The sequence below is a fragment of the Ottowia cancrivicina genome (assembly GCF_029813755.1).
GTDB classification, from domain to species: Bacteria; Pseudomonadota; Gammaproteobacteria; order Burkholderiales; family Burkholderiaceae_C; genus Ottowia; species Ottowia massiliensis.
Window position 1 is genome coordinate 78827 of sequence record NZ_JARVII010000011.1, and the last position, 15802, is coordinate 94628.

The 15802-nt window shown below is 63.0% G+C and carries 12 protein-coding genes and 4 tRNA genes; 13 read left to right on the forward strand and 3 right to left on the reverse strand.

Going from position 1 to position 15802, the window contains the following annotated elements; all coding sequences use genetic code 11:
• Positions 1-64 precede the first annotated feature (64 nt).
• Both radA and apbC read right to left on the reverse strand, forming a co-directional pair.
• Positions 65-1456 carry a DNA repair protein RadA gene (gene radA, locus QB898_RS06965; protein WP_279524358.1) on the reverse strand — a complete coding sequence of 464 codons (1392 nt, stop codon included), beginning with the start codon at positions 1454-1456 and terminating at the stop codon, positions 65-67.
• 287 nt (positions 1457-1743) lie between these two features.
• On the reverse strand, positions 1744-2829 hold the full coding sequence (apbC, locus tag QB898_RS06970; protein WP_279524359.1) for an iron-sulfur cluster carrier protein ApbC: 1086 nt from the start codon (positions 2827-2829) through the stop codon (positions 1744-1746).
• 105 nt (positions 2830-2934) lie between these two features.
• Between apbC and metG the strand changes: the two genes are divergently transcribed.
• From metG to QB898_RS07015, 9 genes are all read left to right on the forward strand, one after another.
• Entirely contained in the window at positions 2935-5022 is a 2088-nt protein-coding gene (gene metG, locus QB898_RS06975) for a methionine--tRNA ligase (RefSeq protein WP_279524360.1), read from the forward strand.
• A 114-nt stretch (positions 5023-5136) separates the two neighbouring features.
• A complete protein-coding gene (locus QB898_RS06980) occupies positions 5137-6561 on the forward strand; it encodes a Tle-like phospholipase domain-containing protein (protein WP_279524361.1) in 1425 nt (474 codons plus the stop codon).
• Positions 6562-6667: 106 nt separating this feature from the next.
• The gene (locus QB898_RS06985; protein WP_279524362.1) at positions 6668-7375 is read left to right on the forward strand and encodes an ankyrin repeat domain-containing protein; all 708 of its coding nucleotides are present in this window, start codon (positions 6668-6670) and stop codon (positions 7373-7375) included.
• A gap of 568 nt (positions 7376-7943) precedes the next feature.
• Positions 7944-9797: an ABC transporter ATP-binding protein gene (locus QB898_RS06990; RefSeq protein ID WP_279524363.1), complete on the forward strand. Its 1854-nt coding sequence runs from the start codon at positions 7944-7946 to the stop codon at positions 9795-9797.
• 326 nt (positions 9798-10123) lie between these two features.
• Complete coding sequence (gene pyrF, locus QB898_RS06995) at positions 10124-10960, forward strand: orotidine-5'-phosphate decarboxylase (protein ID WP_279524364.1); 837 nt, start codon at positions 10124-10126, stop codon at positions 10958-10960.
• A 124-nt stretch (positions 10961-11084) separates the two neighbouring features.
• A complete protein-coding gene (gene brnQ / locus QB898_RS07000; RefSeq protein ID WP_279524365.1) occupies positions 11085-12410 on the forward strand; it encodes a branched-chain amino acid transport system II carrier protein in 1326 nt (441 codons plus the stop codon).
• A 431-nt stretch (positions 12411-12841) separates the two neighbouring features.
• Entirely contained in the window at positions 12842-13273 is a 432-nt protein-coding gene (locus tag QB898_RS07005) for an NfeD family protein (protein WP_279524366.1), read from the forward strand.
• Positions 13274-13311: 38 nt separating this feature from the next.
• The gene (locus tag QB898_RS07010) at positions 13312-14223 is read left to right on the forward strand and encodes an SPFH domain-containing protein (RefSeq protein ID WP_279524367.1); all 912 of its coding nucleotides are present in this window, start codon (positions 13312-13314) and stop codon (positions 14221-14223) included.
• A gap of 33 nt (positions 14224-14256) precedes the next feature.
• Positions 14257-14347, forward strand: a tRNA-Ser gene (locus QB898_RS07015).
• Between the two features lie 295 nt (positions 14348-14642).
• On the opposite strand, the gene QB898_RS13425 is transcribed toward QB898_RS07015, so the two are convergent.
• Positions 14643-14867, reverse strand: coding sequence for a hypothetical protein (locus QB898_RS13425; RefSeq protein WP_428982758.1), 225 nt, complete (start codon positions 14865-14867; stop codon positions 14643-14645).
• A gap of 494 nt (positions 14868-15361) precedes the next feature.
• Between QB898_RS13425 and QB898_RS07025 the strand changes: the two genes are divergently transcribed.
• The 4 genes from QB898_RS07025 to QB898_RS07040 form a co-directional block, all read left to right on the forward strand.
• Positions 15362-15447, forward strand: a tRNA-Tyr gene (locus tag QB898_RS07025).
• A 31-nt stretch (positions 15448-15478) separates the two neighbouring features.
• Positions 15479-15552, forward strand: a tRNA-Gly gene (locus tag QB898_RS07030).
• 37 nt (positions 15553-15589) lie between these two features.
• Positions 15590-15664, forward strand: a tRNA-Thr gene (locus QB898_RS07035).
• A gap of 43 nt (positions 15665-15707) precedes the next feature.
• Positions 15708-15802, forward strand: a 95-nt coding sequence (locus tag QB898_RS07040) for a GTP-binding protein (RefSeq protein ID WP_018003793.1), incomplete at its 3' end; no start/stop codon positions are given.

The following is a 15802-nucleotide window of genomic DNA, read 5'->3' on the forward strand; positions in this document are numbered from 1 at the left end:
AACGCGCGGCTTCCAGCCACGGCAGGCGGGCGGCTCGCTATGCAAATGATAGTTACAGGCCGGATCAGGCCAGCTGGCGCGCCAGCGCCATGGCTTCTTCCACGCGCTCGACGGCGTGAATGGTCAGGCCCTCGAAAGCCTTGTCTTTTCTTTTGGGCGCGTTGGCCTTGGGCACCACGGCCACGCAAAAGCCGAGCTTGGCCGCTTCCTTCAGGCGCTCCTGCCCGCGCGGGGCGGGGCGCACTTCGCCGGCCAGGCCCACTTCGCCAAAGGCCAGAAAGCCTTTGGGCAGCGCCTTGCCGCGCAGGCTGCTGGTGATGGCCAGCATCACCGCCAGATCGGCCGCCGGTTCGCTGATGCGCACGCCGCCCACGGCGTTCACGAACACGTCCTGATCGCCCGTGGCCACGCCTGCGTGCCGGTGCAGCACGGCCAGCAGCATGGCTAGGCGGTCGCGCTCCAGCCCGACGGAAAGCCGCCGGGGGCTGGGGCCGCCGCTGTCCACCAGCGCCTGCACTTCCACCAGCAAGGGGCGCGTGCCTTCCAGCGTGACGAGCACGCAGCTGCCGGGCACCGGGTCGGCGTGCTGGCTCAAAAAAATGGCGCTGGGGTTGCTCACGCCCTTCAGGCCCTTTTCCGTCATGGCGAACACGCCGATTTCATTGACGGCGCCAAAGCGGTTCTTGATGGCGCGTATCAGCCGGAAGCTGCTGTGCGTGTCGCCCTCGAAGTAAAGCACCGTGTCCACCATGTGCTCCAGCACGCGCGGGCCGGCCAGCTGCCCGTCCTTGGTCACGTGGCCCACCAGCACGATGGCGCAGCCTTGCGCCTTGGCCCAGCGCGTCAGATGCGCGGCGCATTCGCGCACTTGCGCCACGCTGCCGGGGGCGCTGGTGAGCTGGTCGCTGTAAATCGTCTGAATCGAGTCAATCACCGCCACCGCAGGCTGCCGCGCGGCCAGCGTGGCCACGATTTTTTCAAGCTGGATTTCAGCCAGCACCGCCACTTGCGAGCCAGCCAGCCCCAGCCGGCGCGCGCGCAGCGCCACTTGCGCGCCGCTTTCTTCGCCCGTCACGTAAAGCGAAGGCACGCCCGCGCGCTGCAAGGCATCCAGCGCCTGGAGCAGCAGCGTGGATTTGCCGATGCCCGGATCGCCGCCCATGAGCACCACGCCGCCGGCGACGATGCCGCCGCCCAGTGCGCGATCCAGCTCGGCCTGGCCCGTGGGCGTGCGCGCCACGTCTTGCGCTTCGATGCTGGCCAGCGCCTGCGCGTCTGACGCGGGGGCCAGCGCTGCGAAGGCCGCGCCCAGCCGGTTCTTGCCGCCGCCTGCGGGCGCTTGCGCCACGGTTTCCACCAGGCTGTTCCACGCCCCGCACGAGGGGCACTTGCCCAGCCAGCGCACGCTGGCGGCCCCGCATTCGTTGCAGGCGTAGGTGGTCTTGCTGCGGCTCATGGGGCGGCGATGGTAGCGGCGCGGCAAGCGCCCGGCCCGCCGCCTCAGACGGCCGCCGCCCAGCCTGCCATGCGGAGCCAGAAGGGCCTGGGCGGGCCGCGCCTTTGATCTGTTGAAAACGAGCGATCCTGCCCGCCGGAAGATAAAGAAAACAGGAGCAAAAACAAGGCCTATGAAATGCCGTTCAGCGCCCTATTCACTAGGACCTCATGCTGCGAATAAAGGAGCAAAAAAGACCGTCCGCCTGCCGCCTGCCCTCCGTCTGCCGCGAAGCCGTGAACAGGCTCTCAGGTATTGGAGACGGTGATGGTCGGAAAGCGGCTGGAATAGTCCTTGGCCTGTTCGGCCACCTTCACGGCGATGCGGCGGGCGATGGCGCGGTAGGTGGCGGCCTCGGCGCTGTCGGGCGCGGCCGCCACGGTGGGGCAGCCGCTGTCGGCCTGCTCGCGGATGGACAGCGACAGGGGCAGGCCGCCCAGGTAGTCCACCTTGTATTCCTCGGCCATGCGCTGGCCGCCGCCCGCGCCGAAGATGTGCTCTTCATGCCCGCACTGCGTGCAGCGGTACACGGCCATGTTTTCCACCACGCCCAGAATGGGCACGCCCACTTTTTCAAACATGGCGATGCCCCGGCGCGCGTCCATCAGGGCGATGTCTTGCGGCGTGGTGACGATGACCGCGCCGGTGACGGGCGCGCGCTGGCTGATGGACAGCTGCACGTCGCCCGTGCCGGGGGGCATGTCCACGATGAGGTAGTCCACGTCGTGCCAGGCCGTCTGGCGCATGAGCTGGTCCAGCGCCTGCGTGACCATCGGGCCGCGCCAGATCATGGCCTGCCCCTGCTTGACCATCAGGCCGATGGAGTTCACCTGCACGCCGTGGCCGATGAGCGGCTGCATGGCCTGGCCGTCATGCTCGGGCGAGCCGTGCACGCCCATCATGGTGGGCTGGCTGGGGCCGTAGATGTCGGCGTCAAGCATGCCCACGCGCGCGCCTTCGGCGGCCAGCGCCAGCGCCAGATTGGCCGCCGTGGTGCTCTTGCCCACGCCGCCCTTGCCGGAAGCCACGGCGATCATGTTTTTCACGCCCGGCAGCAGCGGCACGCCGCGCTGCACGCTGTGGGCGATGATTTTGAAATCCACATTCGCCGTGGCCTGCTGCACGCCGGGCACGCTGAGGGCGGCGTCTTCCAGCATTTGGCGGATGGGGGCAATCTGGCTGCGCGCGGGGTAGCCCAGCGTCACGTCAAAGCTCACGCTGGCGCCTTGCGCGCGCAGGTTTTTCAGCAGCTTGGTGGAAACGAAATCCTTGCCCGTGTTCGGGTCGATCACGCTTTGCAGCGCGGCCATCAGGGCGGCCTGGTCCATGCTCATGGGAAGTGTCCTTGCGGGAGTTGTTTCAATGGGCGCGGCAGTCTATCCGTGAGGGGTGAAACCCTAAAATCAGTGGCTTTTCTTCAACTGTCTGCAAATACAGCCATGAACCCGCGCCGCATATTCGTCACCACCGCCTTGCCGTATGCCAATGGCACGTTTCACATCGGCCACATCATGGAATACATCCAGGCCGATATCTGGGTGCGCACGCAACGCATGCTGGGCCATCAGGTGGATTTCGTGGGCGCAGATGACGCGCACGGCGCGCCCATCATGATTGCCGCCGAAAAGGCCGGAAAAACCCCGCAGCAATTCGTGGCCGATATTGCAGCGGGCCGCAAACAGTATCTGGACGGCTTTCTCATCCGCTACGACAACTGGCACAGCACCGACAGCGCCGAAAACATTGAATTATCCCGGGCCATTTACAAGGATCTGAAAGCCGCCGGCTTGATTGAAGTGCGCGCCATCGAGCAGTTTTTTGACCCGCAAAAAGGCATGTTTTTGCCCGACCGGTATATCAAGGGCGAATGCCCCAAATGCCGCGCGCCCGACCAGTATGGCGACAACTGCGAAGTCTGCGGCGCCGTTTATGCGCCCACCGACCTGGGCCATCCCTATTCGGCGCTCACCGGCGCAAAGCCCGAATTGCGCAGCAGCGAGCATTTCTTCTTCCGCCTCTCGGACGCGCGCTGCGTGCAATACCTGCAAGACTGGACGCAAAACGGGCGCCTTCAGCCCGAAGTGGCCAACAAGGCGCGCGAATGGTTTGCCGAAGACGAAAACGGCAAGCCCAAACTGGGCGACTGGGACGTCAGCCGCGACGCGCCTTATTTCGGCATTGAAATACCGGATGCGCCCGGAAAATACTTTTACGTGTGGCTGGACGCGCCCGTGGGTTATCTGGCCAGCCTGAAAAACCTGCTGGAAAAGCGCGGCGAAAGCTACGACGAATACATGAAAAACCCCCATCTGGAGCAGGTGCATTTCATCGGGAAAGACATCATTACTTTCCACACCCTTTTCTGGCCCGCCATGCTGCATTTTTCAGGGCGGAAAGCGCCGGATAATGTATTCGTTCACGGCTTTCTCACCGTCAATAACGGCGAGAAAATGAGCAAAAGCCGCGGCACCGGGCTGGATCCGCTCAAATACCTGAACCTGGGCATGAATGCCGAATGGTTGCGCTATTACCTGGCAGCCAAGCTTTCGGCGCGCAATGAAGATATTGATTTCAATGCCGAAGATTTCATGCTGCGCGTCAATGCCGATTTGATTGGCAAATACATCAACATCGCCAGCCGCGCCGCCGGCTTCATCACCAAACGCTTTGACGGCCGGCTGGGCGAAGTCTCGGCAGATGGCGACGCCCTGCTGTGCCACCTGCAAGATGCGGCCCCTGCCATCACCGCGCTGCTGGCCGGGCGCGAATACGGCAAGGCCGTGCGCGAAATCATGGCCCTGGCCGACCGCGTGAACGAATACGTCGATCAGAACAAGCCCTGGGAGCTGGCCAAGCAGCCCGGCATGCAAGGCCGCCTGCACGACGTGTGCACCACCTGCATTCAGGCGTTTCGCCTGCTCACCATCTTGCTCGCGCCCGTGCTGCCGCGCCTGGTCGAATGCGTGGGCCAGTGGCTGCATGCCCCCTTTGACCGCTTTGCCGCTGCCCGCCAGCGCCTGCCCGCCGGCCACGCCATCGGCGAATACAGGCACCTCATGCAGCGCGTGGAAGCCGGGCAGCTCCAGGCGCTTTTCGCGCCCGCCGAACTGGCCCAAGAGCCGCCTGCCGAGTCCGCCCATGCGGCCAGCGCAGACGGCGGCGCGCCAGGCGGCGAGCCGGTGGCCGATGTCATCACCATTGACGATTTCGCCAAAATCGACCTTCGCATTGTCCGCATCGTGGATTGCGAAGCCGTGCAAGGCAGCAAAAAGCTGTTGCGCCTGACGCTGGATGCGGGCGAAGGACGCACCCGCAACGTCTTCAGCGGCATCGCCAGCGCCTACAAGCCCGAAGACCTCAAGGGCAAGCTCACCGTCATGGTGGCCAACCTTGCGCCGCGCAAGATGAAATTCGGCGTGAGCGAAGGCATGGTGCTGGCCGCCAGCCACGCCGACGAAAAAGCCCATCCCGGCATCTACGTGCTCGAACCCTGGCCCGGCGCGCAGCCCGGCATGCGCGTGCGCTGAACGCGCCCTCGGCCCCTAAACGCACACCAGCCAGCATGCCCGGCCGGCTGCCGCCAGGGTGAACCACAGCCTGGCTACCCGGTGGGCGATCACTTCGTGGATGGAAACAACAAGGTGGTTTCCATTCCAGACCTTGCTCCGAGCATGTTGCGCGACGAGCAGAGCGGCTTTGACGCCGCCATCTACCGCAATGACCAGGGGCAATATGTCGTTGCCTTCCGTGGCACGGACCAATGGTTCGGGCCGGAAGGGGCGGATATCAAAGCCAACGGCGGACAAGCCCTGGGCCTGACGACGGAGCAATACGAGCAAGCGAAATTCTTGGCACGGAGCGCTGTTAGAGCCTTCGGCAAAGGCAACGTGATTTTCACAGGTCACTCCCTGGGCGGCGGCCTGGCTTCGGCGGCCATGCTGGCCACGGGCGCGCCGGGCGTGACCTTCAATGCGGCGGGCCTGAGCGACAACACCCTGCGCAGCCTGAATCCGGGCAAGACGCCCAACGCCATACGCGAAGGGCTGGCTGGCAGCGGCCAGATCCGCCGCTACAACGTGGAAGGCGAGCTGCTGACGGGCTTGCAGCAGGGTGCAATGCTCGCGCCCGACGCCGTGGGGCATGAGCTGCGCCTTGCCGCGCCCAGAGGCGCTTGCTGCAACCCCGTGGAACTGCATGGCGGCAAGGGCGACGGCCAGGCTTATGTGGAAGCCCTGCGCGAAAACACGCCTTACCGCGCCGCAGACAAGCCGCTATCGCTTTCCGCCCTTGAGCATTACATGGAAGCCAACTTCAACTTCCTGGCGTCAGCGGGCAGCAATGCTTTTGAAGCCGGCTCCAACGCAGGCCGGGTTTTTGCAGAAAAAGGCCAGGCGCTTGACTATATTGCCCGGAATGAAATGGCCCAGGGGCGCGTGCTGCCGGGCAGCCTTCGGGCCGTGGGCGAGGCGGCCGATGGCATTCTGGACGCGGGCGCGGGCCTTGTCAGGCAAGGCGGCAATTTCGCAGGCGACGCCATGCGCGAAGGCGCTTCGCTTTTGGGCAATGCGCTGCGCGGCGCGGGCAAGGCCACGGGACAGGAAGCCTCATTCAATCAAGCCGCCCTGCGGGTTGAGACGGCAGGCGAGCGCGCCAATGCGCTGATTGATGGCGCGAGCCATGAAGCCGCCGTGCTGGCGGACAAGGCGGGCGACGAAGCCAAACGGGCCGCCAGCGAGGCGGCGGATGACGTGAAGCGGACAAGCGACAAGCTGTCGCAAGGCGTGCGATGGCTGGGCGAGAAGACCGTTCAAGGCGCAGTGTGGACGATTGAAAAGACGGTTCAAGGTGCAGAGTTGGCGGCTGAAAAAGCCATTCAAGGCGCAGTGTGGACGATTGAAAAAACGGTTCAGGGTGCGCAGTGGGTGGCCGGGAAGACGACGCAAGGCGTTCAGTGGCTGGCTGAAAAGACCAGGGCCGTTGGCGGCGCCATCAGCCAGGGCGCACAAAAGGCGCGCGACGCCATTGCCGAAGCGGGCCGGACGATTGCGGGCCTGTTCAACAGATAAGCTGCGCTTCCGGCCCGGCGAGAAAGACATCCGGCTGAGGGCGCTTTCCATCGCTTTCCGGGCCGCTGTTTCTCTGTTTTTCCTTTCATCTTTCACGCAACACATGATGCGCAAACGCAGGCTGCTTTTATCCGCGCTGGCCGTGCTGGCCGTCTCGGCCTGCGGTCAGCCAGACACGGACATGAGCAACGGAAAATTCGCAACGCCCAAAGACGCGGCGCTGTACCAGGCGGCGGCCAGGGGCGACTTGGCGCAGGCGCGCCAGCTGCTGGCCGAAGGCGCGAGCCTCAATAGCCGCAACGCCAGGGAAATGACGCCGCTGGACGTGGCGATGGTGGAAGGCAACCGCCGCGCCTTCGAGAGCCTGCTGGATCTGGGCACGGACCCCACATGGCTGGGCGATGCGCGGGACACCTCCATGCACCTGGCTGCCATCCTGCATGACAGCCGCTGGCTGGCTGCGCTGCTCAAGCGGGGCTTTTCCACTGAAGTCAAGAACGCGCTGGGCGAAACGCCCCTGTTTGGCGCCTTGGGGCCTGAAACCCAGTCCAATGTGCAGCTGCTGCTGGATGCCGGGGCCAATGTGCATGCGCGCTCGAAGGATGGCCGGACGCTGCTGCATCATGCCGCGCTGATTGGCAGCTACGATGACCTCCTGCGCCTGCTGGACTTGGGCGTCGATCCGCGCGCGGTGAACGAGGCAGGCAATACGTTCCAGCGCTACTTCTTCATGGGGCCGCGCAATCCGGAAACAGAGAAAAAAGTGCGCGCCTGGCTGAGCGCCCACGGCATTGCCGTGGAAGACCAGATGTGATTGCGGCGGCCTGCGGGCCGTGGCTTCAGACTCTTGCCGTTTGAATGGGGCCTGCCAGAGCGGCAGGCCTTTTTCTTGGGTGGTGCAGGTAGAGCAGTATTAAAAAGAGGAGCGCGAGACGCCATCTTTATTCGTCAAATTTGCTCCTGTTCTTAATTCACTCTGAATCGGTGTCTTCGGCTTCAGAATCTGTCCAGCGCCTGGCCGTGAGGAGCGAAAGCGCGGGAATCGGGATGTACCGCAAGACGCAGACGGGCCTCGCAGCCCGGCAAGGATTTGCAAGGCCCACGAGCGCCCGAGGCCACGTCCAAAGGCGTACTTCTCGCATCGCATCCAGGGGCAGCTTTTGAGCAAGTTTCAAAGTTCCAAAACCACCGGAAAGCGGGCCGCCAGCCCGCTTTTTCATGCCCAAATTGGCCGTAAGCCCTGATGGAACGGGCGCAAGCTGCTATCGAAGCAGGAGCAATCTGCAGCCTGCCAGCCGCTGCGAAAGGCTCGGGAGCGCGCAGGCGCGTGACGCCGCAGAATTGCCCCTTTTTCCGCCTTCCGGCCCGCCAAAAACCGTTTCATGTTCCGCTTTTTTGAAAACCGCCTTGATTTCTACCCCGCCGCCGAGCCGGCCTTGCCGCCCAGGCGGCTCGTGCCGTTCGTGTGGGCCTGCACGCAGGGCATGCGCGGCCTGATCGCGCTGCTGACCGTGCTGGCAGCCTTGCGCGCGGCGTTTGACGCGCTGCTGTTCGCACTGCTGGGCCGCGTGGTGGACTGGATCGGCCAGGCCGATCCGGCCCATTTCTGGGCCGGGCACGGCCCTGCGCTGGCGGCGCTGGCGGCGGTGCTGCTGTCATCCATTGTGCTGATTGCGCTGCACACGCTGGTGCAGCACCAGGCGCTGGCCATCGGCTTTCCGATGCGGCTGCGCTGGAACTTTCACCGCCTGATGCTGAGGCAGAGCCTGTCTTTCTACGCCGACGAATTCGCCGGGCGCGTGGCCGCCAAAGTCATGCAAACGGCGCTGGCCGTGCGCGATGTGATGCTCACCGCCGTTGATGTCGTCATCGGCATGGGCGTTTACATGCTCACCCTCCTGGCTCTCACGGCGGGCATGGACTGGCGGCTGATGCTGCCTTTTGCCCTGTGGGCGCTGGCCTACGGGCTGGCGTGCGGGTATTTCGTGCCCCGGCTGGGCCGCGCCGGCAAGGAGCAGGCCGACGCCCGCAGCCTGATGACCGGGCGCGTGACCGACGCCTACACCAACATCGCCACCGTCAAGCTCTTTTCCCACAGCCAGCGCGAAGCGGCCTACGCCCGCGAAGCGATGCAGGCGTTCCAGATCACCGGCCAGGTGCAAATGCGCCTGATCAGCGCGTTTGAGATCGTCAATCACGCGCTCATCATGCTGCTGATGCTCTCGGCCGGCGGGCTGTCGCTGTGGCTGTGGTCGCGCGGCGAAACCGGCGCAGGCGCGGTGGCCGCCGTCATCGCCATGTCGCTGCGCCTGGCGGGCATCAGCCACTGGGTCATGTGGGAATTTGCCCGCCTGTTTGAAAACATCGGCACCGTGCAAGACGGCATCAGCGCCCTGACGCAAACGCCCGCCGTGGCCGACGCGCCCCAGGCCCGCCCCCTGGCCGTCACGCGCGGCGACGTGCGCTTTGAAAACGTGAGCTTCGCCTACGAAGCAGGCAGCGGCGGCAGCAAACCCGTCATCAGCGGGCTGAACCTGCACATCCGCCCCGGCGAAAAAGTAGGGCTAGTGGGGCGCTCCGGCGCGGGCAAATCCACGCTGGTGAACCTGCTGCTGCGCTTTCACGACGTGCAAGGCGGGCGCATCCTCATCGACGGGCAAGACATCGCCCACGTCACGCAAGAAAGCCTGCGCGCGGCCATCGGCATGGTCACGCAAGACACCTCGCTGCTGCACCGCTCCATGCGCGACAACATCCTGTATGGCCGCCCTGATGCCAGCGAAGAACACATGCGCGTTGCCGCCAGCCGCGCCCAGGCCAGCGACTTCATCGAACAACTGGCTGACCTTCAAGGCCGCAGCGGCTATGACGCGCACGTAGGCGAACGCGGCGTCAAACTCTCCGGCGGCCAGCGCCAGCGCGTGGCCATCGCGCGCGTCATGCTCAAAGACGCGCCCATCCTGCTGCTGGACGAAGCCACCAGCGCGCTTGACAGCGAAGTGGAAGCGGCCATCCAGCAAAGCCTGGAAACCCTCATGCAAGGCAAAACCGTGATTGCCATCGCCCACCGTCTGTCCACCATCGCCGCGCTGGACCGCCTCATCGTCATGGACGCCGGCCGCATCGTCGAGCAAGGCACCCACGCCCAGCTGCTGGCCCAGGGCGGTCTCTACGCGCGCCTGTGGGCACGGCAAAGCGGCGGCTTTCTGGGCGGCGAGCCGGATGCCGCTGGCTGAAAGCCGGTTCAGCATCTGGCCGTGAGGAGCGAAAGAGCGGGCTGGGTTGCAAAGCCGCAGACCGCCCGGGGCCGCCGCCTTCACACTAAAGCTTCAAGAGCAATGGTCACAAAGCGGGAGGCCATGAGCGGTACCGAATACGCAAAATTTGCTCTTTTATTAATAGCGCGATGTCCTAGTGGAAATTGCGCAAGGCGGCATTCAGACCCCCTTCGATTTGCTTTTTTTTTGATACTCTCCGGCGGGCGCGTCAGCTTTTTGGGTTGGTTTGCGAGGCATTGATGCCTGAAATTACGGCGAAAGCGCCAAACCTAGAATCCGGCCGCATGACGTTTACCCAGATGCTCGCAGCGGCCAGCCAGGCCAGGCAGTCCCTTTTGTGCGTGGGGCTGGACCCGGACCCTGCCCGCTTTCCGGCCGGCATGACGCCAGCGGCGGAAAGCTTTTTTGACTTCTGCGCGGCCATCGTGGACGCCACGGCGGACGTGGCCGCCGCTTTCAAGCCGCAAATCGCCTACTTCGCTGCACACGGCGCAGAGCGCCAGCTTCAGCGCCTGATTGCGCACGTGCGCCAGGCTGCGCCGGGCGTACCCGTCATCCTGGATGCCAAGCGCGGCGACATTGGCGCCACGGCCCGGCAATACGCGCGCGAAGCTTTCGAGCGCTACGGCGCCGATGCCGTCACGCTCTCGCCCTTCATGGGCTTTGATTCCATCGAGCCGTATCTGGACTACGCGGACAAAGGGCTGTTTTTGCTGTGCCGCACCTCCAACCCCGGCGGAGACGATTTGCAAGCCCTGCCGCTGGCCCTGCCCGGCCAGCCGCGCCTGTTTGAGCACCTGGCGCAACTGGCGCAAGGGCCGTGGAATGTGAACGGGCAGCTGGGCCTGGTGGTGGGCGCCACGCGCGCGCATGAAGTGGCGCGCGTGCGCGAAATGGCGCCTGCGCTGCCCCTGCTCATTCCGGGCGTGGGCGCGCAAGGCGGCGACGCGGCCGCCACCGTGCGCGCCGGCTGGCGCCCCGGCGGGCCGGTGGTCATCAACAGCTCCCGCGCCATTCTTTACGCCAGCAGCGACGCCAACTTTGCCGACGCCGCCCGCGCCGCCGCGCTGGCCACGCGCGCGCAACTGCAAGCGGCCCTGCCTGCGGGCGCGGTTTTGTAAAGGTTCATGAAAAAGATTGAGGGCAGCGCTTTTCAAAAGCATTTTCCCGAAAACGTTTTCTTATCTGCCCATTCCTGACCGGATGGATTTTTTGACAACCCGATTGAAATAACAGGAGACATGAATGAGCGCGCCTGAAAACCAAAAACCTTCACTCTGGGCCGTGGGCCTGATGCTGTTCGCCCTGTTTTTTGGCGCGGGCAACCTGATTTTCCCGGCTTTTCTGGGGCAGCAGGCTGGCAGCAATTGGCTTTCGGCCATGTCAGGCTTTTTGCTGACCGGCGCGGGGCTGCCACTGCTGGGCGTGATTGCCATCGGCTATTCCGGCTCGCGCGATGTGCAGGATTTGGCCTCGCGCGTCACGCCCTGGTATGGCGTGGCTTTTGCCGCCGTGCTGTATTTGGCCATCGGCCCGCTTTTTGCCACGCCGCGCACGGCAACCGTCACGTTTGAAATCGGCGTCACGCCTTTTATCGGGCCAGAGCACAAAACCATGGCGCTGGCGATATTCAGCGCCTTTTTCTTTGGCGTGACTTATTGGCTGTCCATTTCGCCCGGCAAGCTGGTAGACCGCATTGGCAAAGTGCTCACGCCCGCGCTGCTGGCCACCATTGCCGTGCTGGTGGGCTACGCGGCCTTCAACCCGATGGGCGAGCTGCAGGCGGCGCAAGGCGGCTTTGCAGACAGGCCCTTCGTCACGGGCGTGCTCGAGGGCTATCAGACGATGGACGCGCTGGCCTCGCTGGTGTTCGCCATCATCGTGATTGACGCCGCGCGCGCCCTGGGCGTGCGCAACCGCGCGCAGCTGCTGGCCACCACCACTGTTGCGGGCGCCGTGGCTGCCGCCTGCTTGGCCGTGGTGTATCTGCTCATTGGCTACATGGGCGCAACCAGCGTGGCCGGGCTGGGCCTTCAGGAAAATGGCGCCGCCGTGCTTTCAAAAACCGCGCAGCATTATTTCGGCATGGGCGGCAATGTCTTGCTGAGCGCGATCGTGTTTCTGGCCTGCCTGAGCACTGCCGTGGGGCTGATTATTTCCTGCTCCGAATATTTCAACCGCCTGCTGCCAGCGGTTTCATATAAAACCTTTGTCGTGATTTTCACGCTGGTTTCGATGGCGTTTGCCAACAAAGGGCTTTCAGGAATTATCAGCATTTCCGTTCCAGTACTGATGCTGCTTTACCCGCTGACGGTAGTCATTATCTTGCTGGCTTTTCTGAACAACTGGTTTGGCGGCAGCCGGGTTGTTTATGTTTGCACCATTTTTGCCACTTTGGTCGTGGGTGTGCTGGACGCCTGGAAGGCGGCTTTCAGCTTCGCGCCGGAAACGGCCGCGCTGATTAACAGCATTTTCCCGCTCTACGACATTGGCATGGGCTGGCTGCTGCCAGCCACCGCTGGTTTCGTGCTGGGCCTGGTTCTGAAGACGGCCATTGGCAAGAAAGGCTGAGATTCTGTTCAGAGTCTGTCCGCAGGCGTGAAAAGCGCGGACCCGGATGGTTTGCGGCGTCGCAAGTGCCTTGCTGGGCCGCAAAAGGGGCATCACCCACTGCGGTTAGCGCCCTGCTGCCATCCCGATTCTTCTCTTTTGCCCTTACGGCCAGCCACGGCACATCAAAAACAGAAGCAAATTTAGGTGGGCGAAAACGCTGTGTTGCGCAGTTTCTACTAGGACATCTAGCTATTAGAATAGGAGCAAATATCCTGTTTCGCTGCAGGCCCAGCCCTGCCGCAGCTGCGCAAGGCATGTTTCTGCATGGCGACGCCAGCATGGCAATTGCCTGACAAATATGCCGCGAATGTGTTGCGGATGGCCATAAGATGTCAAAATCGCGCCTGTGCTTCTTTCTGCAACCCGTTCTCATCGAAAAGGAGTCCGTCATGCCCGTATCCGATTTCGCTGCCTGGTGGATTGCCGCCGGTCTTCTGGTGGCCGCTGAAATGTTCACCGGCACGTTTTACCTGCTCATGCTGGCCGTTGGCATGACGGCGGGGGCGGTGGCCGCGCATCTGGGGCTGTCGCAAACGGCGCAAATGGCGGCGGCGGCCATTGTCAGCGCCGCAGCGGTGTTTGCCTGTTACTGGATACGCCAGCGGCGCGGGCGCGATTTGTCGCCTGGAGCAGACCCCAGCGTGAATTTCGATATTGGCGAAACGGTGGAAGTGCGCGCGTGGAAGGCCGATGGCACCGCCTCCGTGCGCTACCGTGGCGCGCCGTGGACGGCCATTTGCCGCCCGGGCGCCGCGCCTGCACCGGGGCCGCACCGCGTGGCCGAAATCGTTGGCAGCCGCCTGCTGGTTGATCCCGTCTGATTCACCCGCTTTCTTCAACCCCAGCCAGAAAGGCCATCATGGAAATCGCCATCATCGCGCTCGTTGTCGTCATCATCGCCGCCAAATTCACCATCAAAATCGTGCCGCAACAAAACGCCTGGATTGTCGAGCGCCTGGGCAAATACGAAGCCACGCTTTCGCCTGGTTTCAACGCCATCCTCCCCTTTGTTGACCGCGTGGCCTACAAGCACAGCCTCAAGGAAATTCCGCTGGATGTGCCCAGCCAGGTTTGCATCACGCGCGACAACACGCAGCTGCAAGTGGACGGCATCCTCTACTTTCAGGTGACGGACCCCATGCGCGCCAGCTATGGCTCCAGCAATTACGTCATGGCCATTTCGCAGCTGGCGCAAACCACGCTGCGCAGCGTGATTGGCCGGCTGGAGCTGGACAAGACTTTTGAAGAGCGCGACATGATCAACGCCAAGGTGGTGGAAGCCGTGGATGAAGCTGCGCTCAATTGGGGCGTGAAGGTGCTGCGCTATGAAATCAAGGACCTGACGCCGCCCGCCGAAATCTTGCGCGCCATGCAGGCGCAAATCACGGCCGAGCGCGAAAAGCGCGCCGTCATCGCCACGTCTGAAGGCAAGCGGCAAGAGCAAATCAACCTGGCCGAAGGCCAGAAACAGGCTGCCATTGCCAAGTCAGAAGGCGAAAAGCAGGCGCAAATCAACAACGCGCAAGGCGAAGCGGCCGCCATTACCGAAGTGGCCAACGCCACGGCTGCCGCTCTCATGCGCGTGGCCGAAGCCATCCGCCAGCCCGGCGGCCAGGAAGCCGTGCAGCTCAAAGTGGCCGAAAAGGCCGTGGATGCCTACAGCCGCGTGGCCTTTGACGCCAAAACCACGCTCGTGGTACCCAGCAATATGACGGAGGTTTCGGCCCTCATCAGCTCCGCCATGAAAATGGTGCAGGCCAACAAGAGCTGAAAGCCGCTAGAATTCGCCGTTTTCCCCCATTCAGGAGAGATGGATGAGTGGTTTAAGTCGCACGCCTGGAAAGCGTGTGTAGGTCAATAGCCTACCGCGGGTTCGAATCCCGCTCTCTCCGCCACTTGCCAAGCCCGGCCCATTTACGTTGGCCGGGCTTTTTTCTTGCCTGATGCAGACGCTTAGCCTGAGAGTTTGTCATCCAATCCTGCTCATGCCGCATGATCAGGAGCATGACATGCCGCTACGCTTTGACAGATACCCAATGAGAGCGCATTCAGGCCCTTTTGCCCGGCAGGGCTGGCCTGCGGGGGCGCCTCCCGCAGTCAACCGTCGCCTGTTTGTCGATGCCGAGCTCTATTGCTGCTGCGCCGGGATGCCTCGGCGCAATCTGCCGGAGCGCTTTGGCGACTTTCGCGTCATTCATCTGCACCATTCGCGCCGGAGCCGATCGGACCCGTTCGAGTGTGCGGCAGCGCGTGTTCCAGGCCATGGTTCAGGATGCGGACAATGAATAGGCCATGATCGACTCGGCATTCGCGCGGGCGCATCAGCACAGCGCAGGGGCGAAAAACAAGCCTGTCAGGCCATTGGGCGTAGCCGAGGAGCTTAGGCGCCAGGAATGACGCCACGGTGGAGGCCATGGACAACCCACGACCTTTCCCTGACGCCCGGACAGGCGCACGTTCTGCAAGGAGCTGATGCGCTGCTGCCATGCATTCAGGGTCGCACGATCATTGCTGGCAAGGGCGATGGCCTGCATGAGCGAATCATTGAGCCACTGGTGGCTGCAGGCAAGCAGGCGCTTACTGCGCAGCGCGAACCGGAGGCAACGCCAATGGGATAGGGGTCTATACAAGCAGGGCGTGCCACGTTATTGAGGACTTCTTTACCGAACTCAAGCAGTATCGAGAGCCATCGCCAAGCGCTACGACAAGACAGCATGCGCCTTCCTGGGGAGCATTTATCTGGCCGCAGCCATCCCTGAATGATTTGACGGCACGCCATAGAGGAAGAAAAAAGCTGACGTGGCGAAGCAGGGAACCAGAAGATGTGAACGAGAAAGGTATCATGCAAATTTGCCACCAGGCTCTTGCACAAGCAGCAATTTTGAAGCATAATTAGAAGCTTCACTCAAGGAGGGGTGGCCGAGTGGTTAATGGCAGCAGACTGTAAATCTGCCGGTTTACACCTACGCTGGTTCGAATCCAGCCCCCTCCACCATCTGTCACGCAGAAATGCGCAGCAGGAAGGTGCGGGAGTAGTTCAATGGTAGAACCTTAGCCTTCCAAGCTAATGACGCGGGTTCGATTCCCGTCTCCCGCTCCAAAAGCCGGCGCAAAGTATGGCGTTGCGAAGCATGTTTGCCCTTGTGGCTCAGTGGTAGAGCACTCCCTTGGTAAGGGAGAGGTCGCGGGTCCGATTCCCGCCAAGGGCACCAATTCCATCAAGTGTTGTCAAGTCAACTTTTTCGGAGCTGAAAAATGGCGAAAGAGAAATTCGAGCGGACGAAGCCGCACGTAAACGTAGGCACGATTGGTCACGTTGACCACGGCAAGACCACGCTGACGGCGGCGAT